The 23,219-nt window shown below is 68.0% G+C and carries 22 protein-coding genes; 8 read left to right on the top strand and 14 right to left on the bottom strand.

Annotation, left to right across the window (positions count from 1 at the left end; translation table 11 throughout):
- Positions 1 to 175: 175 nt before the first annotated feature.
- Positions 176 to 2,467 carry an FUSC family protein gene (locus AC3WLY_RS09935; RefSeq protein ID WP_425133279.1) on the top strand — a complete coding sequence of 764 codons (2,292 nt, stop codon included), beginning with the start codon at positions 176 to 178 and terminating at the stop codon, positions 2,465 to 2,467.
- 294 nt (positions 2,468 to 2,761) lie between these two features.
- Positions 2,762 to 4,129: an amino acid permease gene (locus AC3WLY_RS09930; RefSeq protein ID WP_310135091.1), complete on the top strand. Its 1,368-nt coding sequence runs from the start codon at positions 2,762 to 2,764 to the stop codon at positions 4,127 to 4,129.
- Positions 4,130 to 4,278: 149 nt separating this feature from the next.
- Here the strand turns inward: AC3WLY_RS09930 and AC3WLY_RS09925 are convergent, their stop codons facing one another.
- A complete protein-coding gene (locus AC3WLY_RS09925; protein ID WP_105390764.1) occupies positions 4,279 to 4,440 on the bottom strand; it encodes a hypothetical protein in 162 nt (53 codons plus the stop codon).
- 243 nt (positions 4,441 to 4,683) lie between these two features.
- Between AC3WLY_RS09925 and AC3WLY_RS09920 the strand changes: the two genes are divergently transcribed.
- From AC3WLY_RS09920 to AC3WLY_RS09910, 3 genes are read left to right on the top strand one after another with little or no spacing between them, the layout of a single operon-like run.
- Positions 4,684 to 5,727, top strand: a complete 1,044-nt coding sequence (locus AC3WLY_RS09920; protein ID WP_174421301.1) for a Fe(3+) ABC transporter substrate-binding protein — start codon at positions 4,684 to 4,686, stop codon at positions 5,725 to 5,727.
- Entirely contained in the window at positions 5,717 to 7,405 is a 1,689-nt protein-coding gene (locus AC3WLY_RS09915; protein WP_492308585.1) for an ABC transporter permease, read from the top strand. The genes AC3WLY_RS09920 and AC3WLY_RS09915 overlap by 11 nt, the downstream gene beginning before the upstream one ends.
- 4 nt (positions 7,406 to 7,409) lie before the next feature.
- Positions 7,410 to 8,183 (top strand): ABC transporter ATP-binding protein, encoded by a 774-nt coding sequence (locus AC3WLY_RS09910; protein ID WP_425133359.1) that lies wholly within the window; start codon positions 7,410 to 7,412, stop codon positions 8,181 to 8,183.
- Between the two features lie 55 nt (positions 8,184 to 8,238).
- On the opposite strand, the gene AC3WLY_RS09905 is transcribed toward AC3WLY_RS09910, so the two are convergent.
- From AC3WLY_RS09905 to AC3WLY_RS09890, 4 genes are all read right to left on the bottom strand, one after another.
- Positions 8,239 to 8,709 carry an Lrp/AsnC family transcriptional regulator gene (locus AC3WLY_RS09905; RefSeq protein WP_034183166.1) on the bottom strand — a complete coding sequence of 157 codons (471 nt, stop codon included), beginning with the start codon at positions 8,707 to 8,709 and terminating at the stop codon, positions 8,239 to 8,241.
- A gap of 269 nt (positions 8,710 to 8,978) precedes the next feature.
- Positions 8,979 to 9,620, bottom strand: a complete 642-nt coding sequence (locus AC3WLY_RS09900) for an NAD(P)-dependent oxidoreductase (RefSeq protein WP_492308586.1) — start codon at positions 9,618 to 9,620, stop codon at positions 8,979 to 8,981.
- Positions 9,621 to 9,752: 132 nt separating this feature from the next.
- Positions 9,753 to 10,208 (bottom strand): Rrf2 family transcriptional regulator, encoded by a 456-nt coding sequence (locus tag AC3WLY_RS09895; protein ID WP_072435938.1) that lies wholly within the window; start codon positions 10,206 to 10,208, stop codon positions 9,753 to 9,755.
- A 92-nt stretch (positions 10,209 to 10,300) separates the two neighbouring features.
- Complete coding sequence (locus tag AC3WLY_RS09890; RefSeq protein WP_492308587.1) at positions 10,301 to 10,726, bottom strand: BCAL1086 family glycoprotein; 426 nt, start codon at positions 10,724 to 10,726, stop codon at positions 10,301 to 10,303.
- A 194-nt stretch (positions 10,727 to 10,920) separates the two neighbouring features.
- Between AC3WLY_RS09890 and AC3WLY_RS09885 the strand changes: the two genes are divergently transcribed.
- The 3 genes from AC3WLY_RS09885 to AC3WLY_RS09875 all read left to right on the top strand — a co-directional run bounded on the left by AC3WLY_RS09885 (position 10,921) and on the right by AC3WLY_RS09875 (position 14,826).
- Complete coding sequence (locus AC3WLY_RS09885) at positions 10,921 to 11,256, top strand: hypothetical protein (RefSeq protein WP_492308588.1); 336 nt, start codon at positions 10,921 to 10,923, stop codon at positions 11,254 to 11,256.
- Between the two features lie 252 nt (positions 11,257 to 11,508).
- Positions 11,509 to 12,702 carry an ammonium transporter gene (locus tag AC3WLY_RS09880; protein ID WP_072435941.1) on the top strand — a complete coding sequence of 398 codons (1,194 nt, stop codon included), beginning with the start codon at positions 11,509 to 11,511 and terminating at the stop codon, positions 12,700 to 12,702.
- Between the two features lie 165 nt (positions 12,703 to 12,867).
- Entirely contained in the window at positions 12,868 to 14,826 is a 1,959-nt protein-coding gene (locus AC3WLY_RS09875) for a PhoX family protein (protein WP_492308589.1), read from the top strand.
- 170 nt (positions 14,827 to 14,996) lie between these two features.
- Here the strand turns inward: AC3WLY_RS09875 and AC3WLY_RS09870 are convergent, their stop codons facing one another.
- From AC3WLY_RS09870 to AC3WLY_RS09830, 9 genes are read right to left on the bottom strand one after another with little or no spacing between them, the layout of a single operon-like run.
- Positions 14,997 to 15,632, bottom strand: coding sequence for a type II secretion system protein (locus AC3WLY_RS09870; protein ID WP_425133363.1), 636 nt, complete (start codon positions 15,630 to 15,632; stop codon positions 14,997 to 14,999).
- On the bottom strand, positions 15,629 to 16,018 hold the full coding sequence (locus AC3WLY_RS09865) for a prepilin-type N-terminal cleavage/methylation domain-containing protein (protein WP_310135114.1): 390 nt from the start codon (positions 16,016 to 16,018) through the stop codon (positions 15,629 to 15,631). The genes AC3WLY_RS09870 and AC3WLY_RS09865 overlap by 4 nt, the downstream gene beginning before the upstream one ends.
- A 9-nt stretch (positions 16,019 to 16,027) precedes the next feature.
- Positions 16,028 to 16,570, bottom strand: a complete 543-nt coding sequence (locus tag AC3WLY_RS09860) for a type II secretion system protein (protein ID WP_175962366.1) — start codon at positions 16,568 to 16,570, stop codon at positions 16,028 to 16,030.
- Positions 16,571 to 16,573: 3 nt separating this feature from the next.
- Positions 16,574 to 18,898: a secretin GspD/PilQ domain-containing protein gene (locus AC3WLY_RS09855; RefSeq protein ID WP_492308590.1), complete on the bottom strand. Its 2,325-nt coding sequence runs from the start codon at positions 18,896 to 18,898 to the stop codon at positions 16,574 to 16,576.
- The gene (locus AC3WLY_RS09850; protein ID WP_310135120.1) at positions 18,899 to 19,525 is read right to left on the bottom strand and encodes a hypothetical protein; all 627 of its coding nucleotides are present in this window, start codon (positions 19,523 to 19,525) and stop codon (positions 18,899 to 18,901) included.
- Positions 19,522 to 20,088, bottom strand: a complete 567-nt coding sequence (locus tag AC3WLY_RS09845) for a hypothetical protein (protein WP_492308591.1) — start codon at positions 20,086 to 20,088, stop codon at positions 19,522 to 19,524. The genes AC3WLY_RS09850 and AC3WLY_RS09845 overlap by 4 nt, the downstream gene beginning before the upstream one ends.
- The gene (locus tag AC3WLY_RS09840) at positions 20,085 to 20,615 is read right to left on the bottom strand and encodes a hypothetical protein (RefSeq protein WP_310135123.1); all 531 of its coding nucleotides are present in this window, start codon (positions 20,613 to 20,615) and stop codon (positions 20,085 to 20,087) included. The genes AC3WLY_RS09845 and AC3WLY_RS09840 overlap by 4 nt, the downstream gene beginning before the upstream one ends.
- The gene (locus tag AC3WLY_RS09835) at positions 20,612 to 21,505 is read right to left on the bottom strand and encodes a hypothetical protein (protein WP_492308592.1); all 894 of its coding nucleotides are present in this window, start codon (positions 21,503 to 21,505) and stop codon (positions 20,612 to 20,614) included. The genes AC3WLY_RS09840 and AC3WLY_RS09835 overlap by 4 nt, the downstream gene beginning before the upstream one ends.
- Positions 21,486 to 23,207, bottom strand: a complete 1,722-nt coding sequence (locus AC3WLY_RS09830) for a GspE/PulE family protein (protein WP_492308593.1) — start codon at positions 23,205 to 23,207, stop codon at positions 21,486 to 21,488. Before AC3WLY_RS09830 ends, AC3WLY_RS09835 begins: the two co-directional genes overlap by 20 nt.
- Between the last annotated feature and the right edge of the window lie 12 nt (positions 23,208 to 23,219).

The following is a 23,219-nucleotide window of genomic DNA, read 5'->3' as shown; positions in this document are numbered from 1 at the left end:
CGTCGGAACCTCGCGCCGGCCGGGCCGGGCGAACAGGGTCCCCAAGGATAGCAAATGGGCCGCCGCCGCGAGCCTCGGCCGGAAAGCCAGGTTTTGCGGACCGCGAAATACGATAGACTCGTCGCCAGTCAAATACGCCGCCCCCGGGCCTCTTCGTCTGCCATTCAGCCCATCGATGCGCTATTCGGTCGAAATCAGAAAGTTTCTCTACAGCCAGTACTTTTTCGGCGGCCTGCGGATCGCGGTCGGCGTTTCGCTGCCGGCCGTGCTGTGCCTGATCGTGTTTCACAACCGGGAGCTCGGCTTCACGATCTCGACGGGCGCGCTCGGCGCATGCGTCGTCGACATGCCGGGCCCGCTCAAGTACAAGCACAACGAAATGCTCGCGTGCAGCGTGATCGGCTTCCTGGCCGCGCTCGCCACCGGCCTCGCGACACCGAACATCTTCGCGCTGTGGCTCACGATCGTGCCGCTCACGTTCGTGCTGTCGCTGATCGTCGTCTACGGCAACCGCTGGCCGCAGATCAGCTTCGCGACGCTGTTCATGATGGTGATGACGCTCGAGGAGCAATTCACGCCGCTGCAGGCGTTCGTCAACGCCGGCTGGATTCTCGCGGGCGGCCTCTGGTATACGTACTGGGCCACGCTCGTGTCGCGCTGGCAGGCGCGCCGGATCGAGCAGCAGGCGCTGGCCGAAAGCCTGTTCGCGTGCGCCGACTACCTGCTCGCGCGCGCGCAGTTCTACGACCTCGATGCCGATCTCGACGAGTGCTACCGCAATCTCGTCGCGCGGCAGATCACCGCGGTCGAAACGCAGGAAACCGCGCGCGACATCGTGCTGCGCAACCTGCCGAAGCTGCGGCGCGGCAAGCTCGATCCCGGCCGCACGACGATGTACAACCTGTTCATCAACAGCGTCGACCTGCACGAGCTGTTCGTCGGCGCGCACACCGACTACCCGCTCGTGCGCAACACGTTCGGCGGCTCGGATCTGATCATTTTCTACCGCGACCTGATCCGCAAGGCGGCCGCCGATCTCGAGGAGATCGGCCTCGCGGTGCTCGAAAACCGCGCGCCGCATTCGCGGATCAGCGTGAAAGCCGAACTGCGCGCGATCGAGTACGAGATCGAGCTGATGCGCAAGAAGAACTTCGCGGCCACCAACGCGGAAGCGTATGCGGCCGTGCTCGCGACGTTCCGGCGCATCTGGAGCGCGACGCGCCTGATCGAACGGATGCGCCGCAACCTGTCGGGCCACGCCGATCCGCAGCAAACCGAACTGAAGATCGACAAGGCGCTCACGCGCTTCCTGCAGCGCCGCCGGATGTCGCCGTTGCTGATCTTCTCGAACCTGAACATGAGCTCGCCGAGCTTGCGCCACGCGCTGCGCGTGACGATCGCGGTGGCGGTCGGCTTCTGGCTCGGCCGGCTGCTGCCGCTCACGAACGCGTACTGGATCGTGATGACGACCATCATCATCCTGAAGCCCGGCTATTCGCTGACCAAGCAGCGCAATGCGCAGCGTATCGTCGGCACGCTGATCGGCTGCGCGGCGAGCATCGCGCTGATCTACACGGTGAAGGAGCCGCACCTGCTGATCGCGATCATGTTCGGGTCGATGGTGATGAGCTACAGCCTGCTGCTGTTCAATTACGCGGCGAGCGTCGTATTCACGTCGTCGTACGTGCTGCTGATGTTCCACCTGCTCGCGCCGGGCAGCATGCGGATCATCGGCGAGCGCGCGATCGACACCGTGGTCGGCTGCATGATCGCGATCGCCGCGAGCCGGCTGTTCCCGTACTGGGAATACCGGCTGATGGGCAAGCAGGTCGCCGACATGCTCACGGCGACCCGCAAGTATTTCGAGGCCGTGTGGCGCGTCGGGCGCGGTGTGTCGCCGCCGCCCGTGACCACCGCCGACGGCGCGGCCGTGGTGCCGGTCATCGCCGCGGCGGTCGAGACGCCGGCCACGAGCCTCGACGACGACTACCGCTACCGCCTCGCGCGCAAGGACGTGCATATCGCGTTCGCGAACCTCGGGCAGGCGTTCCAGCGGATGATGATCGAGCCGAAGGCGCACCAGCGTTTCGTGCCCGAGCTGAACGACCTGCTCGTGCAGACGCACGTGCTCGGTGCGCAGATCACGGCCGCCGCGCCGCTGATCCGCAACGCGTGCTCGACTGACGGTGGCCTCGTCCACGACGACGCGCTGCAGCGCGGCCTCGCGGCCGTGCTCGACAATCTCGAGAAGGCCGAGGCCGGCGAGCCGCCGCCCGCCGATCAGCTCGAAGCGTCGAAGCAGATCACGCGCGACCTCGACGCGATGGTCGTGTCCGCGGAAAAATCCGCTGCGGTCGGCGCCGAACTTACGCACGACCTGAAGGTGCTCGCGCACCAGTGCAAGCAGATGCTCGCGTCGTCGCTGCTGATCCGCAAGGATGCGAGCGTGATCCGCCTGCCCGCCTGACCCTGCCCGACCGTTCCCGCCGGCGGCCGGCCCGCGCACGCCGCGGCCCGGCCGCCGGCGTTCCCCGATTCAACGAACCCCGAAGCATGACCCACCCGCTCCACGCGGCCCGCGCATCCGCCGCGCGACCGCCCCACGCCCTATTCCGCGCGTCGCGCCAGTCAGGGAATACCCGATTCCGGTTACCGGGCCCGGCTTGTTATCATTCGTTCACGTTCAAGTTGTATATACAACTTGACGCAGTCGGACCGGTCTCGCTCGCCCGGTCCGTCGCATAACGATATCGGAGACTCGATGAAAAACTTGCAGCGCCACCTGAGCGCGCGGCACATCCGCTTTCTCGCGCTGGGCTCGGCGATCGGCACGGGCCTGTTCTACGGTTCGGCGTCCGCGATTCAGCTCGCGGGCCCGGCCGTGATCCTGGCGTATATCCTCGGCGGCGCGGCCGTCTACATGGTGATGCGCGCGCTCGGCGAGATGGCCGTGCGCGAACCCGTCGCCGGCTCGTTCGGCCACTACGCGACCGAGAACCTCGGCCCGTTCGCGGGATTCGTCACGGGCTGGACCTACACGCTCGAAATGGTGATCGTCGCGATCGCCGACATCACCGCGTTCGGCATCTACATGGGCTTCTGGTTTCCGGATGTCCCGCAATGGATCTGGGTGCTCGCGGTCGTCGCGATCATCTGCGGGCTGAACCTGTGCCACGTGAAGGTGTTCGGCGAGCTCGAATTCTGGCTGTCGATCATCAAGGTCGGCGCGATCGTCGCGATGATCGGCGGCGGCGTCGCGATCCTCTTGACCGGCATGCACTTCGGCCATTCGGCCGACGTGCCGACGTTCGCGAACCTGTGGAACCATGGCGGCTTCTTGCCGAACGGTATCGGCGGGCTGATCGCGTCGCTGTCGGTCGTGATCTTCGCGTACGGCGGGATCGAGGTGATCGGGATGAGCGCCGGCGAGGCGAAGGACCCGGAGCGCGTGATTCCGCGCGCGATCAACGCGGTGCCCGCGCGCATCCTGCTGTTCTACGTGCTGACGATGGTCGTGCTGATGTCGATCAGCCCGTGGACGGGCGTCGGCGGCGACGGCAGCCCGTTCGTGCAGATCTTCTCGGCGCTCGGCGTGAAATCGGCCGCGACGATTCTCAACCTGGTCGTGATCAGCGCGGCGATCTCGGCGATCAATAGCGATATTTTCGGCGCGGGCCGGATGATGTTCGGGATGGCGCGGCAGGGCCAGGCGCCGCGCGTGCTGACGACGACGTCGCGGCACGGCGTGCCGTGGGTCACGGTGCTCGTGATGGCCGGTGCACTGCTCGTCGGCGTACTGCTCAACTACCTGATGCCGAAGGACGTGTTCCTGATGGTCGCGGCGATCGCGACGTTCGCAACGGTGTGGGTGTGGCTGATGATCCTGCTGTCGCAGGTTGCGATGCGCCGCCGCCTGTCGAGCACCGAAGTCGCGGCGCTGAAGTTCAAGGTGCCGCTGTGGCCGGTGGCGCCGGCACTGACGATCGCATTCATGGGTTTCGTGATCGTGATGCTCGGCTGGTTCGAGGATACGCGCGTCGCGCTGTATGTCGGCGCGGCATGGCTCGCGCTGCTCGCGGTCGTGTTCTACGCGCGGATCCGCCCGAAGTTCGCACCTGCGTCACATTGACGCACGGCTGACCTGCCTGCGCGGCGCGCCAGTTTCGGCACCCGCTTCTTTCCCGGCTCCGCGCGGCGACTGCCACGCGGGAAGCTGCGAGCCTCTCCCTTCAGCATTGCACGGACGTACGCGGCCCGAGCGGGCCGCGCACCGGCACGTCAATGCGATGCCGCGCTCGTCGCCTCGGCCGGATGGGCCTCGTCGTACGCGTGTTTCTGCGAAATCGCGTTGTACAGGATCGTCCCGATCACGAGCAGCACGGCCACGACGATCAGGATGCTCACGTTGCGGACAGGGTTCTTCTTGCGCTGATCGTTCATGGTCGGGGCGATTCCGTCAAATTCGTCGAAGCGGGCATTCTACGCGCTTGCGCCCCCGCCGCGACGTCACGTTTCCGATCCCCGACCCCGCCTTCCCTACCGCTTGCCGCAAGCTTTCATTTGATAATCGTTCCCATTTCGATCTAGAATCCAGAGTCTTTCATTATGTAATGTTCCGGATCGCTCGGGCGGCAGGCGCGCCCCGGAACGCTCCCCTCGTCCACCTGCCCCACCGGAGTCTTCATGTCGAATCCGCGCACCCGCCTGCTGCCGCTCGCCGGCGCCCTCGCCCTTGCCGCCGCCGCATTCGCGCCGCTGGCCCATGCGGCCGAGGAAGTGAGCCTGTACACCACCCGCGAGCCGAAGCTGATCCAGCCGCTCATCGACGCGTTCACGAAGCAGAGCGGCGTCAAGGTCAACACGGTGTTCGTGAAGGACGGCCTGCTCGAGCGCGTGAAGGCCGAAGGCGCGCAGTCGCCGGCCGACGTGCTGATGACGGTCGACGTCGGCAACCTGCTCGATCTCGTCGACGGCGGGCTCACGCAGCCGGTGCGCTCGAAGGCGCTCGACGACGCGATTCCCGCGAACCTGCGGGGCGCGAACGGCGACTGGTATGCACTGTCGCTGCGCGACCGCGTGCTGTACGTCGAAAAGGACCTGAAGGTCGATGCGTTCCGCTACGAAGATCTCGCCGATCCGAAATGGAAGGGCAAGGTCTGCATCCGCTCGGGCCAGCATCCGTACAACACGGCGCTCGTCGCCGCGATGATCGCGCACGACGGCGAAGCCGCGACCGAGAAGTGGCTGCGCGGCGTGAAGGCGAACCTCGCGCGCAAGGCGACGGGCGGCGACCGCGACGTCGCGCGCGACATCCTCGGCGGCATCTGCGACGTCGGCCTTGCGAACGCGTACTACGTCGGCCACATGAAGAACGCCGAGCCGGGCACCGATGCGCGCAAGTGGGGCGACGCGATCAAGGTCGTGCGACCGACGTTCGCGAACGCGAAGAGCGGCGGCACGCACGTGAACATCAGCGGCGCGACGGTCGCGAAGCACGCGCCGCACAAGGCCAACGCGGTGAAGCTGCTCGAATACCTCGTGTCGCCGGAAGCGCAGGCGCTGTATGCGCAGGCGAACTACGAATACCCGGTGCGCGCGAACGTGAAGCTCGACCCGGTGATCGCGAGCTTCGGCACGCTGAAGGTCGATCCGCTGCCGCTGGCGGACATCGCGAAGCACCGCAAGCAGGCGAGCCAGCTCGTCGACAAGGTCGGCTTTGACAACTGACGCATCGCCCGCCGGCGCGCGCCGCCAGCCGTACCGGCCGCGCCTGCGGCCGCGCGCGGGCAGCCTGTGGCTGCTCGCGGCGCTGGCGATCGCCGCGGCGGTCGCGGCGCCGCTCGCGGTGCTCGTGGCCGCCGCGTTCGATGCCGATCTCGCGCACTGGCGGCATCTCGCCGAATTCGTGCTGCCGCAGGCGCTCGTCAATACGCTGCTGCTGCTCGCGGGCGTCGGCGCGATCGTGTCGATCGTCGGCACGGGCTGCGCATGGCTCGTCACCGCCTACGACTTTCCCGGCCGCCGGATGCTGACGTGGGCGCTACTGCTGCCGCTTGCGGTCCCCACCTATATCGTCGCGTTCGCGTATCTCGACCTGCTGCACCCGATCGGCCCCGTCCAGGGCACGCTCCGCTGGCTGCTCGGCTTCGACAGCCCGCGCCAGTTCCGCCTGCCCGACCTGCGCTCGCTGCCCGGTGCGATCTTCGTGCTCGGCTTCGTGCTGTATCCGTATGTGTACCTGAGCACGCGCGCGATGTTCGTCACGCAGTCCGCGAGCCTGCTCGAAGCCGCGCGCACGCTCGGCGCGGGGCGCGTCGCGACGTTCTGGCGCGTCGTCGTGCCGCTCGCGCGGCCGGCGATCGCGGTCGGCGTGAGCCTCGCGCTGCTCGAAACGCTGAACGACATCGGCGCATCGGAATTCCTCGGCGTGCAGACGCTGACCGTATCCGTCTATACGACGTGGATCACGCGCTCCGATCTCGCCGGCGCCGCGCAGATCGCGCTCGCGATGCTCGCGATCGTCGTCGGCATGATCGTGCTCGAACGCTACGGACGCCGCCGCCAGCGCTACGCGCATGGCCGGCGCATGCGGCCGATCGCGCCGCGCCGCCTGACGGGCGCGGCCGCGTTGGGCGCCGCCGCGTTCGGCTGGCTGCCCGTACTGCTCGGCTTCTGCGCGCCGGCCGCGTATCTCGCGGTCGAGACCGGCAAGCGGCTGCATCTCGTCGGCGGCGTGTCCGCGCAGTTGATGACGGGGCTCGCGAACACGCTGACGATCGCCACCGCCGCGACCGCCGCGACGCTCGCGTGCGGGCTCGTCGTCGCGTGGGCCGCACGCGCGCAACGCGACAGCGCCCGCGCGGGCCCTGCCCGCGTGTGTGCGCGGATCGCGAGCCTCGGCTACGCGGTGCCGGGCACCGTACTCGCGATCGGCCTGCTGATCCCGTTCGCGGCGGCCGACCGGCTGTTCGGCGCGGTGCTCGGCCGCGACGGACTGCTGCTGATGGGCTCGGCGACCGCGCTCGTCATCGCGTACACCGTGCGCTTTCTCGCGATTCCGGCCGGCAGCATCGAGGCCGGCCTCGCGCGCATCCCGCCGTCGCTCGAACAGGCATCGCGCTCGCTCGGCGAGACGGCCGGCGGCACGCTGCGCCGCGTGCACCTGCCGCTGCTGCGGCCCGCGCTGACGACGAGCGCGCTACTGGTGTTCGTCGACGCGATGAAGGAACTGCCGGCGACGCTGCTGCTGCGTCCGCTGAATTTCGACACGCTCGCGACCTGGCTGTATGCGGAAGCCGCGCGCGGCACCTATGAGGAAGGCGCGGTCGCCGCGCTCGCGATCGTGCTGGCCGGGCTCGTGCCCGTGATCCTGCTCGCCCGCACCCGCCACAAGATCGGAGCCTGAACCCGTGAACCTGCTTGAAATCGATGACCTCCGCCTCGCCTACGACACGCCACAAGGCCGCCGCACGGTGGTCGACGGGCTGAGCCTCGCGCTGCCGCGCGGCGACATCGGCTGCCTGCTCGGCGCGTCGGGCTGCGGAAAAACCACCGTGCTGCGCGCGATCGCCGGCTTCGAGCCCGTGCGCATGGGGCGTATCGTGCTGGACGGCACGCCCGTCGCGGCGCCGTCGCTCGACGTGCCGCCCGAGCGGCGGCGCATCGGCATGATGTTCCAGGACTATGCGCTGTTCCCGCACCTGAGCGCGGCCAACAACGTCGCGTTCGGCCTGCGGCGCATGCCGAAGGCCGAACGCCGGGCGCGCGTCGCGGAGATGCTCGAACTCGTCGGCCTCGCCGAATCCGGCGGCGCCTATCCGCACGAACTGTCGGGCGGCCAGCAGCAGCGCATCGCACTCGCGCGCGCGCTCGCGCCGTCGCCGGAGCTGCTGCTGCTCGACGAGCCGTTCTCGAATCTCGACGTCGATACGCGCGAGCGGCTCGCGTTCGAACTGCGCGACATCCTGAAGCGCACCGGCCACACCGCGATCCTCGTCACGCACAACCAGGCCGAAGCGTTCGCGATCGCCGACCGGATCGGCGTGATGAAGGACGGCCAGCTCGCGCAATGGGACACGCCGTATGCGCTGCATCACCATCCGGCCAGCCCGTTCGTCGCGGATTTCGTGCGCCGCGACGCGCTGGCCGACGAACGTGCGCGCGCACTGGCGCGCGGCCGCTGAACCCGCGCCGGCCGCGCGATCCGCAACGGCGCCGCGTCTGCAGTGCGTCAGTGCGTCAAGCCGGCTCCGCATGATCGCGCACGGGCAGCGCGGTCGAATACTTGATCTGCTCCATCGCGAACGACGAGCTGACGTCGAACAGCGGCACCGCACGAATCAGCTGCTTGTAGACGCGGTCGTAATCGTCGATGCCGGCAACGACGACGCGCAGCAGGTAATCGGTCTCGCCGCTCATCCGGTAAACCTCGACGACTTCCGGCATGTCGCGCACAGCCTGCGTGAAACGCTGCGCCCATTCCTCGGTGTGCTGGTTCGTGCGGATCGCGACGAACACGGTCGTGCCGACCCCGAGCTTGCGCGGATCGCACAGCGCAACCTGCGCGCGAATCGCGCCGGTTTCCTTCAGCCGCTGCACGCGCTTCCAGCACGGCGTCTGCGACAGGTTCACGCGCTGCGCCAGTTCCGCGATCGGCAGCGTGGCATCCGCCTGCAACAGCTCCAGCAGCTTGCGATCGATGGCGTCCATTTCTCCAGTCCCTCGTAGATAGAAATTTATTCTATGCATTCTGCATAACGGGGAACAATATGAAAACCACCTCGCCGCGTCGACCGGTATAAATACCAATCCGGTACGCGTGAATCCGCCGCGCGCGCGATCGCGCGGACATACCCTCCTCCAAACGAAAAAGGCGATTCCACCCGTCAAGCTGGAATCGCCTCATGCACCGCCCGTTGCGGCTCGCGTGCCGCGCCCGGGCCAGGCCGGCGCTCATGCGGCACCGGCCGCTACGCCGCTCAATACGCGACCGTCGCGATCTCGCGCACGAAGCTGCCTTGTTCGAGCGCGTCGACGAACGCGACCGCGTAGTCTTCCGCCGAGATCTTGCTGTTGCCCTGCGCGTCCGCGATCAGCTTGCCGACGCCGGTGCGGAACGTGCCCGTCCGCTCGCCCGGTGCGATCAGCGCGGCCGGCGCGAAGAACGTCCAGTCGAGATCGCCGACCGTCTTCAGGTAGTCGAGCGCATCGCGGTGCGCGAGCGCGACCGCCTTGTACGCTTCCGGGAAGCCTTCGCTATCGACGAGTTGCTTGCCGGGCGCGACTTCGAGCGAACCGGCGCCGCCCACCACGACGAGCCGCTTCAGGCCCGCCTGACGCGTGCCGGCGACCAGCGCCTTCGCGGCCGCGACGACCTTCGCCGCATCGTCCTGCTTCGGGCCGTACGCGCTCGCGACGACGTCATGGCCCGGCAGCGCAGCCGCGATGCTGGCCGCGTCGAACAGGTCGGCCGCTTTCGCGGTGACGCCGTCGCTGGCCGCGCCGGGATTGCGCGACAGCGCGGTCACGCGATGGCCGCGCCGTGCGGCTTCCGCGGCGATGCGCGAGCCGATCGTGCCGGTGGCGCCGAACAGCGCGATATTCAAGGAACGTTGCGTCATATCGATTCTCCACAAAGAAAAATATGTAACACAATTAATTACATATAAGACCGAAAAAAACGGGGCGAATCCCCCGTTGCGCCGATCGCCGCGCCCACGCGCCGCCCGGCCTCCTGCCCTGCCTGCCGCCGCTCACCCGCCGGCGCGCCCCGCGTGTTGCTTGCGCTGCTCCGAATCCAGCACGTCGGCCGTTACGTCGGCAAGCGTGCGCGTGGCGAGCGATGCCTCCATCGCGCGCTGCGCGTCGCCGATGTAGTCGATCAGCACGCCCTGGATGTGCCGCCCGACGAGACACGCGGGATTCGGCGCCTCGCGGTGCAGCGCGAACAATTGGGCATCGTCGACCGCGCGATACACGTCGAGCAGCGTGATCTCCCCAGGCTCGCGCGCCAGCAGCGCGCCGCCGCCCGCACCGAGCTGCGACGTGGTCAGCCCCGCGGCCGCCAGCATCGACAGCAACCGGCGGATCAGCGCCGGATTCGTGTTCACGCTGCCCGCGATGATGTCGGACGACAGCGGCGCGCCTTCCTGCATCGACAGCAAGGCGAGCACGTGGACGGCAAACGCGAACCGGCTGCTGGTATTCATTCCTCACTCACTCGGCGACGCCGGCCCGGACACGCAGCCGGCGACAATGTGTAACCATGATAATTACATTTTGCGGATCATGCAAGCCCGCATCATTCTCCGCTTGCGGGCTTCGCGCCCGACGCGTTCTGGCTCCATTGCTGGAGCTTCTTGCCGGCTTCCGCGATCTTCGCTCCAGCTTCGGAAGCCGCATGCGCGACGACCGCGGAAGCCGCCGCGTCGATCTGCGCCTGCGCGGCGGACGCGAGGCCGCTCGCGGACAGCGGCGGCACGGCCGATGCCGCGGACGCGATGCCGGCCTTCGCGGCGTTGAGCTGCTGGTTGACGGTGCTCGCGACCTGGTCGAGCGCCTTTGCCGCGTTGTTCGCGGCATCGGCGGCCGCGCTCGCGGCCGTATCCGGTTGGGCGACCGGCGTGCCGGACTTCTCGCAGCCCGCGAGCAACAGCAGCGCACCGACAGCCACGGCCGCCAGCGCGAACCCGGGCGCGCGACGCGCCCGCGATGTCTTCATGTTCATCAGCAATCTCCGGCCGTGCGTCGCACGGCCTCGTGGTTGGACCGACGTCGATGATACCGCCTGTTGAACAGGCCCAATGACGACCCGTGATTAAAAATGCCTTTCAATTTCGGACTCGTCCGATTCAATCGCGGGCGCTACGCCACTAAAGTGGGCACGCTTCTATCCGCTTCATGCGTGTCCCCTTTTCCCTCATGGCTTTCCTCGTCGACTGGTTCATCGCCCTGGCCGCGCTGCTCGCCGCCACCCTGTTCCTGTGCCTGCGCCCGCCGTCGGCGCGCCGCCTGGCCGAAGCAGGACGCTCGCGCCGCGTCGCGTCCGCGCGCCTGCTCACGCAGGCCGTGATCGGCTTCTGGACGGCCGCGCTGATCGTCGCGCAAGGCATCCTCGGCCCCGACGGCAACGGCCAGTCGCTCGCGGGCTTCGCGGCGCTCTCGTTCGCCGCGCTCGGGCTGACGACCGTCGCCGCGTACTGGTCGGCGTGCGCACTGCGGCTGCGCCGGCCACGCGAACTGTTCGTGCGCCACTGACGCGCCAGAGCGGTGCGGAACGGCATACGTCGACGCACCACGCCGCACTCATTCGCACCAGCTTCGCACTAGCCGCACCACATATGTGCGCACGATGCGGCCCCGGCCCGCATCGTGCGTGCGTCAATACCGGGCGCGATTCACCGAAATGCCCCGCCACGTGGTGCCAGAGCACCAATTCCACGCAATCTCTCACCAAGTTGGCTCGATACTTGCGTTCCTCGCCCGTTTTTTGCGCAAGGAAGCCACGGCATGGATGGTCTGAAATCCGGCGTCGACACACTGTTCCTGTTGATCGGCGCCGTCATGGTGCTCGCGATGCACGCGGGCTTCGCATTTCTCGAACTCGGCACGGTCCGCAAGAAGAACCAGGTCAACGCGCTCGTGAAGATCCTGGTCGACTTCTCGGTGTCGACACTCGCGTACTTCCTCATCGGCTACACGATCGCTTACGGCGTCGAATTCTTCGACGACATCGGCACGCTGTCGCAGCACAACGGCTACGCGCTCGTGCGCTTCTTCTTCCTGCTGACCTTCGCTGCGGCCATTCCCGCGATCGTGTCCGGCGGCATCGCCGAGCGCGCGAAGTTCAATCCGCAGCTCGTCGCAACGCTGATCATCGTCGGCTTCATCTATCCGTTCTTCGAAGGGATCGCATGGAACGAACGCTACGGCGTGCAGGCCTGGCTCACGCACGCGTTCGGTGCGCCGTTCCACGATTTCGCGGGCTCGGTCGTCGTGCATGCGTTCGGCGGCTGGGTCGCGCTGCCGGCGGTGCTGCTGCTCGGCGCGCGCCACGGTCGTTATGCGAAGGATGGCCGGATCGCCGCGCACCCGCCGTCGAACATCCCGTTCCTCGCGCTCGGCGCATGGGTGCTCGCGGTCGGCTGGTTCGGCTTCAACGTGATGAGCGCGCAGACGCTCGACAAGATCAGCGGCCTCGTCGCCGTGAACTCGCTGATGGCGATGGTCGGCGGCACGCTCGCCGCATGGATGGCGGGCCGCAACGACCCGGGCTTCACGTACAACGGGCCGCTCGCGGGCCTCGTCGCGGTGTGCGCGGGCTCCGACGTGATGCACCCGATCGGCGCGCTCGTCACGGGCGCGGCGGCCGGCGCGCTGTTCGTCGCGATGTTCACCTGCGTGCAGAACAAGTGGCGCATCGACGACGTGCTCGGCGTGTGGCCGCTGCACGGGATGTGCGGCGCGCTCGGCGGCCTCGCGGCCGGCGTGTTCGGCCTGCCCGCGCTCGGCGGTCTCGGCGGCGTATCGTTCCTGTCGCAGCTCGTCGGCACGCTCGGCGGCATCGCGATCGCCACCGCCGGCGGCACGCTCGTCTACGGCGCGCTGAAGGCGACCGTCGGGCTGCGCCTCGACCGCGAAGCCGAATTCGACGGCGCGGACCTGTCGATCCACCGGATCTCGGCGACGCCCGAACGCGATTGAGCGCCTGACGAACGCCCGACCCGGCATTACGTTTTCAATTCAAAAAACTTTCATCGAGCGTCATTACACTTCCGTCCAGTTTTCACTTTGCCTTCGCGAAGCTTGCCGAACGCCTGCTTTCGCTTCGCGAAGGCCATTCTTCCAACAACTGAAACTGGACTCCACATGCCCGCGTTGCCCAATGCCGCTCGTCGTCAGGCCCTGAAGATCCTCGCCGGCGCGCCGATGCTTCCCCTTTCCGGCCTCGCGCTGCCGGCCCTGCTGACGGGTTGCGGCGGCGACGACAATCCGACGTCGACGCCGGTCGCCGCCGCGTATACGTCGGCGACGTTCTCGTCGATGGCCGCACCCACGCTCGACAACGCGGCCGCGATGGCCACGACGACGGTCGGCTCGACGCTGTCGGTGTCGTTCTCGGACGGTTCGTCACGCAACTTCAAGCTCGCGTACCGGCCGTTCTTCGTGACGGGCGACATGGTGCCGGACGGCAAGGGCGGCACGACGCTCGCGGGCGGCTACTACGACATCAACAACCAGCCGATCATCGATCGTTCGGTAGCCGGCAAGGAGCGCCAGTTCTATTCCGACTGCCCGGACGGCAGCTCGCTGCTCACGCTGAAGAACGCGAACGTGCCGGGCGTGAAGGGCAACACGGTGTTCGCGGTCGTGCAGTTCGAATACACGACGCGCGACCAGGCCAGCGCATCGCAGTACGGCCAGCTGCCGTCGCCGATCGCGGTGCTCACGCTCGACCAGGATCCGGCCACCGGCGCGCTGAAGGTCGTCAAGTACCACAACGTCGACACGTCGAAGGCGCACGGCCTGTGGATCACCTGCGGCGCGAGCCTGTCGCCGTGGGGCACGCACCTGTCGAGCGAGGAGTACGAGCCGGACGCGACGAAGGCCGCGACCGACGCGCAGTTCAAGGCGTTCAGCAGGAATACGTTCGGCGACGAGACGAAGGCGAACCCCTACCACTACGGCCACCTGCCCGAGATCACCGTGAACGCGGACGGCACGGGCACCGTGAAGAAGCACTACTGCCTCGGCCGCATCTCGCACGAGCTGATCCAGGTGATGCCGGACCAGCGCACCGTGATGATGGGTGACGACGCAACCAACGGCGGCCTGTTCATGTTCGTCGCCGACAAGGCGGCCGACCTGTCGGCCGGCACGCTGTACGTCGCGAAGTGGGCGCAGACGTCGTCCGCCGGCGCGGGCACGGCGACGCTTACGTGGATCAGGATCGGCCACGCGACGAGCAGCGAGATCGAAGCGCTCGCGAACACGCTGAAGGCGTCGGACATCATGGACCTGACGACCACCGACCCGAACGATGCGAGCTACACGAAGATCCACTTCGGCGGCAAGTTCAACTGGATGCGCGTGAAACCGGGGATGGAGAAGGCGGCCGCCTTCCTCGAGACGCACCGTTATGCGGCGCTGCTCGGCGGCAGCATGGCGTTCACGAAGCTCGAAGGCACGACCGTGAACGCGAAGGACAAGATCGTCTACACGGCGATGTCGCGGATCGAGACGTCGATGGTCAAGGGCAACGCGGTGTCGCGCGACGTCGCGGTCGACAAGAAGATCGCCGCGGGCGCCGTCTACGCGCTGAACCTGAAGGGCAGCCAGCGCGACACGACGGGCGGCGCGATCGACAGCGAATGGGTGCCGGTCGACATGGGCGCGCCGGCCGCGCTCGTCGGCGAGGATCTCGCCGCGGCCGACGGGCTCGGCAACCTCGCGAACCCGGACAAGATCGCGAACCCGGACAACCTGAAGTTCTCCGAGAAGCTGCGCACGCTCTTCATCGGCGAAGATTCGGGCATGCACGTGAACAACTTCCTGTGGGCCTACAACGTCGACACGAAGTCGCTCGTGCGCGTGCTGTCGTGCCCGGCCGGCGCCGAATCGACGGGCCTGCACGCGGTCGACGAGATCAACGGCTGGACGTACGTCATGAGCAACTTCCAGCACGCGGGCGACTGGGAAACGCCGCTGCACGACAAGGTCAAGCCGACGCTCGACCCGCTCGTGCGCGCGAACTTCAAGGACCGCTTCGGCGCCAGCGTCGGCTACCTGACGGCCGAGCAGACCAGCATCAAGCTCGCGAAGGCCTGACCGCTTCGTGCGAGGGGGCTTGCGCCCTAGCCGGGCGTCCCTAGCCGGGCGTCCCTTTCTTCATCACCGTTCATTCGTCGGCGCTCCACGCCGGTTTGTGCGCGATGCCCAGTGCGGGCATCGCGCTTTTTTTACGCGCACGCCGGCGGCGCGCGGCGACCGGTCGCCCGTCAATGCAGGCCAGACGGCGCCCGCCCCGGCAGGTAGCCGCCCGCGAACCCGGACAGGCTCGGGAAGCTCGCCGCCTGGGCAGGCGCGGCCGCGGACACCGGGGCCGCGTCGCTGGCCGGCGGGCTGAGGCCGGGCGCGAGGTACAGAAACTTCCACTTGCGGTAGGTCTTCTCGCCCTCGAAGTCCATGTATCGCAGCGGGAATCCCGCCCGCTTGACCGTCGCCTGATCCGAGGCGCTGAATACGCCATAGAAACGATCGCCCCGCCACAGGAACGCCCAGTCGTTCTGTCCGGTAATCGGATCCCGATACGCGCGGCGCAGATGATGCATCGGCTTGACGAACCGGTTGTCGTCCAGCAGGTCGTCGACGGTTTGCGGGTACGCGCGCGCCAGACCGTAGTAGCGGATGATCGCCTTGCGGTACTGATCGCCGGCGAACAGCAGTTGCCGCTCGTCCTCGCGGCGCCGTTGCAGCGACCAGACATCCAGCGCCCCTGCCAGTGCGATCGACATCAGCATCAGTGCGATCAGCAGCGCCAGCAGCACGAGCCCGCGCTGACGCGCGGCACGCGGGCGGCCGCGCATCGCGCGCGCGTGCGCGCTGTCGCGTGCCGCCTGGCCATCCCGGCTCATTTCGCCGCTCCGGTCGCGCTCGGCGGCGCACCCTGCGGGCTGCTCGCGGGCGCCACGTCGTAGACGCCCGGCTTCGACTCGTCCGGCGACGCGACCGCCGCCCATTTGTCGTCGCCATTCACCGGATCGAGCGGGACCGAACGCAGATAGTGCTTCGCGACCAGTTCGTCGAGCGTCTCCGGGTACTGGCCGTTGTCGCCGTAGTATTGGTCGATCGCATTGCGCATCACCGCGATGTTCTGCTGCCGGACCTGTTCCTTTCCGCGCTCGATGCTGTGCATGTAGCGCGGCACGGCCAACGTCAGGAGCAGGCCGATGATGGCCATCACGACCACGATCTCGATCAGCGTGAATCCGCGGGACCTGCGCGTGCGAGCGTGTTTCATGTTGCACCGTCACCATTGTTTGTACGGGATGCCGTTGATGCCGACGCCCGCGGATTTCGACGTCACGTCGAACACGTCCTTGCCGGCTTCGGTGCTCCCGGATGGTTCGCCGGCCGCAGGATCCAGCGGCGTGCCGTAGGCGCGCACGTCCCAGGTCTCCTCGGCGGGCGTGTCGGGATCGCCGGCGAAAAACGGATCGCGCGGCACCCGACGCAGGAACATCAGCAGGCCGCCCTTCGGATCCCGGGCGTTCTTCACGCCGGTCACCAGCACGGTCAGCGACGGCGGATAACCGGACGCTTCCGCTTCCTTCTCGATCTGGCCCGCATCGCTTGCGTCCTTGTACGCGTCGAGCGCGGTGCGGATCTCGCGCAACGCGGCGCCCAGCTCGTGCTCCTTCTGGCGCTGCACGACCAGCTCGGAAAACGGCATGACCGCGAGCGCGAGTATCGCCACGAGCGCGAGCGTGATCACCATCTCGATCAGCGTGAAGCCACGCTGCCCGGGACGGCCGGTGCAGCCGCTGCGCGTCGTGCCGGTCCGGGTAGCCACGGTTCAATTCCCGTTCTGGATCGGGTGAAGCGGGTTATCGCTCGGGATATCGCCCGCCGGCATCTGCAGCGTCGGAGGCGGCGCCGCTGGTGCTGCCGGTGCAGCCGGTGCGGCCGGTGCGGCCGGTGCGGCCGGTGCGGCAGCCTGCACGGCCGGCGACGCCACCGGCGTCACGGTCGTGCCCGGGGCCGGCGCTACTTCGTTGCCCGTCGGCCCGGCCGCCTGAGCCGCACCATCCGCGGGTGCCACGCTCGCCGCGGGCGCGGGCAGCGCGGGCTGCGGTCTCGAGAAACGCCCGCCATACGGTTCGGACGGCGGCGTCGTGCGAGGCGCGGCAGGCATCTGCCCGAACGCCCCGCTCTCCGGCGACGGCTGCGCCCGGTTCGCCGCCGCCTCCAGCGGCGACGGTGCCCTGCCGCCCGTGGTGCCGCCGCCCACGCTGCCGGGCATCGGCTTCGTCGCGGGCGTTGCGGCCGTTGCGGCCGTTGCCGCGGCATCTTCCGCGTTCAGCGCCACCGGATCGAGCCGCAACTGGTCGGCGTGCACGTTGACGTCGGTGCCCGACCACACTTCCTGCGTGTCCGCATCCGCCGCGACCTGCGGCCGAACGATGTGCGGCGTGATCTGCAACACGATCTCGGTCTTCTTGTGATCGCCGCCGTGATCCGAGAACAGGCGGCCAAGCAACGGCAGCTGGCCGAGGCCGGGCACCTTGTTGGCGTTGCGACGGTCCTCGTCCGAGATCAGCCCGCCCATGATCTGGGTTTCGCCATCGCGCAGGCGCAGGCTCGTCGACGCGCTGCGCGTGCCGATCTGATACGCGAGCGAACTGAGGCCCTGCGAATTGCCGCTCGAGATCGTATTGGTGATGTTGCTGACCTCGAGATTCAGCTTGATGCCGACGTCGCCGTCGCGATAGACCTGCGGCTCCACCTCGAGCTTGATGCCGACATCGAGGTACTGGATCATCTGCGTGAACGACGGGCCGCTCGTGCTCGGCGTGCTCGAGCTCGAGATCACCGGCACCTTGTCGCCGATCATGATGCGCGCCTTCTCCTTGTTGCGCGTGCGGATGCGCGGGCTCGCGAGCAGGTTCGCATCGGTGTCCGTCAGCTTGAAATCCGCGGTGGCGGACAGGCCGCTGACATTCAGCGCATTGACCGGCAGATGGTGCAGAATGCCCCAGGTATTCGCCGTGCTCGGCGTCGATACCGTGAACGAGTTCGGCCAGTTGATGCCGAGCTGCGACATCCGCTCGTGCGACACCTCCAGCACCTCGACCTCGAGCATCACCTCCGGCTCCGGCAGATCCTGGGCCGCGATCATCTCGTCGGCGACCTTGATCATGTCCGGCGTGCCGCGGATCGTCACGGTGTTCGCGCGCTCGTCGATCACGGCCTCCTTCACTTTCAACAGGCTCTTGAGCAGCGACTGGACCTGTTTCGCGTCGACGTTCGACAGCTGGAACGTGCGCACCTTGAGCTCTTGGTATTCGAGCTCCTTCGCAGGCGTCGCCGGGTAGATGAACAGCGTGTTCGCGTTCATCTGCTTCTTGTCGAGCTGGTTCTGCAACAGGATCATGTCGACCGTGTCCTGCAGCGACGCGTTCTGCACGAAGATCGTCGTCTTCAGGTCGGCACGCACGTCGCGGTCGAAGATCACGTTCAGCCCCGACGTCCGCGACAACGCCTCGAACACCATCCGCACGTTCGCGTCGCGAAACTGCAGCGACACCGGCGTGCGCATGATCGACGAAGCGGCGAGCTTGTCGTCCCGTTCCGCGTGCTGCTGCCGGCGCTTGTCGTCGAGCTCCGACTGCATCCGTTCCGCCATCGTATTGCTCGGATCCTCGACCAGCACGCGATGCACGCGCTCGGCCGCCTGCGCGTACGAGCCGCGCTTCATCATGCGGTCCGCTTCCTGCAGGATCGCCAGATGCTTGCGGTCCTGCTCGATCATCGTGCCGATCCTGCGGGCACGCTCGCTCGACGGATCGAGCTGGGTCGCCATGTAGGCGGACCGGGCCGCATCGTCGAACTGGTTCTGCTTGCGGAACTCGTCGGCGTTGTCGAGCAGCTGGTTGACTTCGGCATCGCGCACGTGCAACGCGTCGATCCTCACCTGCGCGTTGGTCGGATCGTCGTGCACGTTCGGCACATGCGCGCAGCCGCCGCACGCGAGCACCGCCACGGCGATCGCCAGCGCGCGTTTCGTCGCGATCCGGCTCGCCGGCGCGTGCCGGAAATCGAACGGCGTGAAGGGCGAAAGGGATGTCGATGGGCCGCTGTCCCCAACGCGGCGCGCACCCCGTGTGCATGAGGTTTTCATCTACTTTTCCCTTGGAATGGACACCACCTGCACCTGGTTCAACGGCAGATAGGTAAGCACCACGTTCGACTCCGAAACCGACTCGACGCGATACTGGCCATCGATCACGTCACCTGGCGAAACGATCAGCAACTGATCGCCGTTGCTGAGAAACACATGCGGCTTCGCCGCGTTGGCGTCCTGCTCGCCGACATAGGTGAACGGAACCGGCGGCGCCGACGGCGGCGCCGGGCGCGTCTCGGGCAGCGTCGGCACTTCGACGGGCGGCGGCAGCCATGACGACGCGGTGAACGGGTCGTGCGCCGCTTCGATCGACACCGGCGCGCGCAACGCGGCGAGCTTCTCCTGGGGCGTCGCCGCGGCCGCGCCGGCCGACGCAGGTCGTGGCGCGGGCACGGACGCGGAAGCGGACGCGGGCACCGCGGCGTGCGCGGCCGCCGCATGCGCGGCGGTCCGTGCCGGCGGCGTACGCCCGCCGCCGCGATGCAGGCCGCCGAATGCCGGGACCGGCGCCGGCTGCTGCATCGCCGCGACCAGCACGCGATACCCGGCGCCGGCAACGAGGACGCAGCACAGCGCCAGCGCGATGCGCCGGTGCGACGCGGGCTTCATGACGGCGGAAATCATGGCTGGGCGCTCCGGTAGATGAGCTCGAAGCGCACGCGCGCATCGAGGATGTTGCTGCCCACCGCGGGGCGCTCGACGTGGATTTCCTGCAGCGCCGCGTTCGGCACGTTGTTGAGCACGGACGCCAGAAATTGCCGGATCGCGCCGTACTGATCCTTGACCGGCAGCAGCACCTGATAGCGCGCGAAGCGCGCACCCGACTCGGTCGTCACCTGGTACTCGGCGGAACCGAGCGTCAGATGGCTGTCGCGTGCCTGCGCGAAGATCGACGCGATGTCGTCCGCGCTGTGCGAGAAGCGCGGGAACAGCTCGGGCAACGTGTCGAGCGCCACCGCGTCCGCCTGCGCGCCGCGCGCCGCGACCGGACGATGGCCGTGCGCCGATCGCACGAGCCCGGCCGGCGCCTGCATCGCGCGCGTATCGGCTTCCAGGCCGGCGATCGCCGCGACCGCGACGGCTGCCGCGCCGATCATCAGCAGTCCGACGAGTCCCGGCAGACCGAATGCGCGCCGCAACTCGAAACGCAGCGTGGCCAGGCGGTCCGTCAACCGACCGGTTTTCATGACGTCCTCCAGACGGCCGTGATCTGGAAACGCACCGGCTTGCCCGGTACGTTGTCCTCGACGAGATGACCGTTGAGCACCGCTTCGCGCAGCACGACGCTCGTCTGCAGATACTTCAGGTACGCGATCATCGCGTCCGGATTCTTCGCTTCGGCCGTGATGCGAATCTGGCCTTGCGCCGGGTTCTGGTCGATGCCGATCAGCGCGACGTCATGGTCGGGATAGTCCTCGACGAGCGCGAACAGCGTCTGCCACGGCACGGTCAGTTCGCGCAGCACCGCCTGGCTCTGCTTTTCCGCGAGCTTCGCGGCCGCCGTCGGCGGCGGCTTCACGACGTGCCGCTGCGCGAGCGTGCGATGCTCGGCAGCCTCCACGTTCGCCCGCGCGCGGCCGTTCTGCACATACGCATGCCACAGCCAGGCGCCGCACGCGGCCCACAGCAGCACGGCGACACCCAGCAGGATCACCCCGCTCGTCCCGGTGCGGGCACGGCGCCGGCAAAAGTCGATATCGAGCATCGGCATCATGGCGCGTACTCCATCAACCGGCGCGCGGGCGAGGCGTCGAGCGCCGGCACCGGCAGCCGCACCGCGCCCGCGAAACGCGCGTCGAACGGCGCGAAGTCCGTGTCGATCCCGGTCAGATAGACCGGGCAGTCCTCGCACTTCAGCCCGGCCCGCGTTGCCGAACGTTCGAACGACTGCTCCGCGAGTTCGGCCAGCCGCGACGCGTCGCCGGACTCGCCGGGAAAGAGGCGTTGCGCATCGTAGGCAGCCCAGCCGCCGCGCTCGATCATGACCGCCTGCATCAACGCATCGGCGACGACAATCAGCAGCGCATCGTCGCCGGCTTTCACCGCGATGCGATTCAGCGTCTCCGGAAGCCCCGATCTCAGGCTGCGGATGCGGACCCCGGCCGATGCCCCCGCGTCATGGAGGCCGTCGTGCAGCGTGCGCGACAGCGCGGCGGCGAAGAGCGCGCGGCCACCGTGCTGCACGCAGAAGCGCACGACCAGCGATGCACCGTCGATCCCGTACGTGTCGGAGAAATGGGCGAGCACGACTTCTTCGAGTTCGCGCATGCGCAACGCGCGGAAGTCGCCGCGCAGTATCGCGTGGTGGCACCAGAAATCGTCGAGCACGACGTGCGCGTCGCCCGTCGACGACCTTGAGCCACGCGCCTGCCGCTGCGCGGCGGCGGCATCGGCCGCGCCGCCGGGTGCCGCGGCCAGCGCGGCGCGCAGCGCGTCGAGCACGCCCGTCTCGCTGCCGAACTGCGCGTCGGGAATCGCGACGCTGACCGGATCGGCGGCGAATGCGCGCTTGCGCGGTCGCCACAGTGCGGGCGAACGGACGCCGACGACGATCTCGCGTGTCCCGACGCCGATCGCAAGCGGGTTATTCAACCATCGTGACACGATTGATCTCCTCGAGCGTCGTCTCGCCGCGCCGCACCAGTTCGACTGCCGCCGATCGCAACGTCGTCATCCCGTGGCGCAGCGCCGCCGCCTTGATGTGCCCGAGCGGCGCGCGCTCCGACAGCAGTTGCCTCAGCTCGTCGTTCATGCGCAGCGCCTCCGCGATCGCACGCCGGCCGCGATAGCCGCTGCCGCGGCACATCGCGCACCCCGCGCCGCGCCGAAACAGGTAGCTGCCGGCCGTATCCGGGTCGATGCCCGAGCGGGCGAGCGCATCCGCGCCCACCTCGTCCTCGGCCAGGCAATCCGGGCAGCACTGGCGCAGCAGCCGCTGCGCGATCACGCCGTTGAGCGCGGAGACGAAGCTGTACGGATCGACCTCCATGTTCGTGAAGCGGCCGATCACGTCGAACACGTTGTTCGCGTGCACGGTCGTGAACACCTGGTGGCCGGTCAGCGCGGCCTGCACGGCGATCTGCGCGGTTTCCGGATCGCGGATCTCGCCGACCATGATCTTGTCCGGGTCGTGCCGCAGGATCGACCGCAGCCCGCGCGCGAAGGTCAGGCCCTTCGCTTCGTTGACCGGAATCTGCAGGATTTCGCCGAGCTGGTATTCGACCGGATCCTCGATCGTCACGATCTTCTCGAGACCGTTGTTGATCTCGGTGAGGATCGCGTAAAGCGTCGTGGTCTTGCCGCTGCCGGTCGGCCCCGTGACGAGCAGCATCCCGTACGGCATCGACGCGACCGAGCGCATGAAGCGCGTGTCGCCCGGCTGGAAGCCCAACGCCTCGAGCGTCAGGCCGCCCGCGGCCTGGGACAGCTGGTAGCGGTCGAGAATCCGCAACACCGCGTCCTCGCCGAACTGGTTCGGCATGATCGACACGCGGAAATCGATCTCGCGCCCGGCGTACATCGCCTTGAAGCGTCCGTCCTGCGGAACGCGACGCTCCGCGATGTCGAGCTCGGAGATCACCTTCACGCGGGACAGGACCTGGTCGGCAACCTCCCGGCCCTCGACGCGGCCCACCACGGTGAGCACACCGTCGACACGGCACTTGATCATCAGGCCGTTCGTGCGGCATTCCAGGTGGATGTCGCTCGCGAGCATCTTGAGCGCATCGTAGATCGTCGAATTGAGCAGGCGCACCACCGGACTGTCGTCGTTGCTGATGCCCTGCAGCGTCAGCGCGAGCGACGCCGGATCGGGCGCGTTCTGGATCGGATCGTCGAACGCGAGCGAGTCCAGCGCGCGGATATCCTTCTCGCGCACGGTCAGATACGCGTTGAGATCCCCGGCGCTCGCGAGCGCCCAGCCGTACGGCACCGCCGGCCGCGCACGCATCCGGTGTTCGATCCAGCCGCGCGTGCGTGCATCGAGCGGATCGGCAATCGCGAACAACCGCGCGTCGCCGCCCTCGGGATCGCGGAAGCACACGCACATGCGCGCCGCCGCGTCGACGAACGGCACCGTGTCGAAATCCGGCTCGAGGCGGCCCAGCTCGCGCATCCCGATCGGCTTCATCCGGAATTGCGCGGCGAGCTGCGTGCGCATCTCGTCCGCGCTGAGCGCCGTCTGCGCCATCAGCGCCTCGAGCGCGCGAATGCCGGAACCGTGCTGCCTGCCGAGCGCGCGCAGGACGTCGCGCAACGCGGCGCCCGCGTCGGGGAGGGGTTCCGGTGAGGGGGTGACGGTATCCACGCGTGTCTCCAG

This window comes from Burkholderia sp. FW306-1C-G01B, assembly GCF_058781685.1.
This window is presented reverse-complemented; position numbering and strand designations above follow the sequence as displayed.

What these genes read in the sequence shown, in the direction of transcription:
- AC3WLY_RS09900 (WP_492308586.1), bottom strand. Translation starts at nt 9,620, where the DNA reads ATGACGCAACGTTCCTTGAATATCGCGCTGTTCGGCGCCACCGGCACG.
- AC3WLY_RS09865 (WP_310135114.1), bottom strand. Translation starts at nt 16,018, where the DNA reads ATGAAACACGCTCGCACGCGCAGGTCCCGCGGATTCACGCTGATCGAG.
- AC3WLY_RS09850 (WP_310135120.1), bottom strand. Translation starts at nt 19,525, where the DNA reads ATGATTTCCGCCGTCATGAAGCCCGCGTCGCACCGGCGCATCGCGCTG.
- AC3WLY_RS09925 (WP_105390764.1), bottom strand. Translation starts at nt 4,440, where the DNA reads ATGAACGATCAGCGCAAGAAGAACCCTGTCCGCAACGTGAGCATCCTG.
- AC3WLY_RS09845 (WP_492308591.1), bottom strand. Translation starts at nt 20,088, where the DNA reads ATGAAAACCGGTCGGTTGACGGACCGCCTGGCCACGCTGCGTTTCGAG.
- AC3WLY_RS09890 (WP_492308587.1), bottom strand. Translation starts at nt 10,726, where the DNA reads ATGAACATGAAGACATCGCGGGCGCGTCGCGCGCCCGGGTTCGCGCTG.
- AC3WLY_RS09840 (WP_310135123.1), bottom strand. Translation starts at nt 20,615, where the DNA reads ATGATGCCGATGCTCGATATCGACTTTTGCCGGCGCCGTGCCCGCACC.
- AC3WLY_RS09870 (WP_425133363.1), bottom strand. Translation starts at nt 15,632, where the DNA reads ATGAGCCGGGATGGCCAGGCGGCACGCGACAGCGCGCACGCGCGCGCG.
- AC3WLY_RS09905 (WP_034183166.1), bottom strand. Translation starts at nt 8,709, where the DNA reads ATGGACGCCATCGATCGCAAGCTGCTGGAGCTGTTGCAGGCGGATGCC.
- AC3WLY_RS09880 (WP_072435941.1), top strand. Translation starts at nt 11,509, where the DNA reads ATGGATGGTCTGAAATCCGGCGTCGACACACTGTTCCTGTTGATCGGC.
- AC3WLY_RS09920 (WP_174421301.1), top strand. Translation starts at nt 4,684, where the DNA reads ATGTCGAATCCGCGCACCCGCCTGCTGCCGCTCGCCGGCGCCCTCGCC.
- AC3WLY_RS09930 (WP_310135091.1), top strand. Translation starts at nt 2,762, where the DNA reads ATGAAAAACTTGCAGCGCCACCTGAGCGCGCGGCACATCCGCTTTCTC.
- AC3WLY_RS09855 (WP_492308590.1), bottom strand. Translation starts at nt 18,898, where the DNA reads ATGAAAACCTCATGCACACGGGGTGCGCGCCGCGTTGGGGACAGCGGC.
- AC3WLY_RS09895 (WP_072435938.1), bottom strand. Translation starts at nt 10,208, where the DNA reads ATGAATACCAGCAGCCGGTTCGCGTTTGCCGTCCACGTGCTCGCCTTG.
- AC3WLY_RS09885 (WP_492308588.1), top strand. Translation starts at nt 10,921, where the DNA reads ATGGCTTTCCTCGTCGACTGGTTCATCGCCCTGGCCGCGCTGCTCGCC.
- AC3WLY_RS09935 (WP_425133279.1), top strand. Translation starts at nt 176, where the DNA reads ATGCGCTATTCGGTCGAAATCAGAAAGTTTCTCTACAGCCAGTACTTT.
- AC3WLY_RS09875 (WP_492308589.1), top strand. Translation starts at nt 12,868, where the DNA reads ATGCCCGCGTTGCCCAATGCCGCTCGTCGTCAGGCCCTGAAGATCCTC.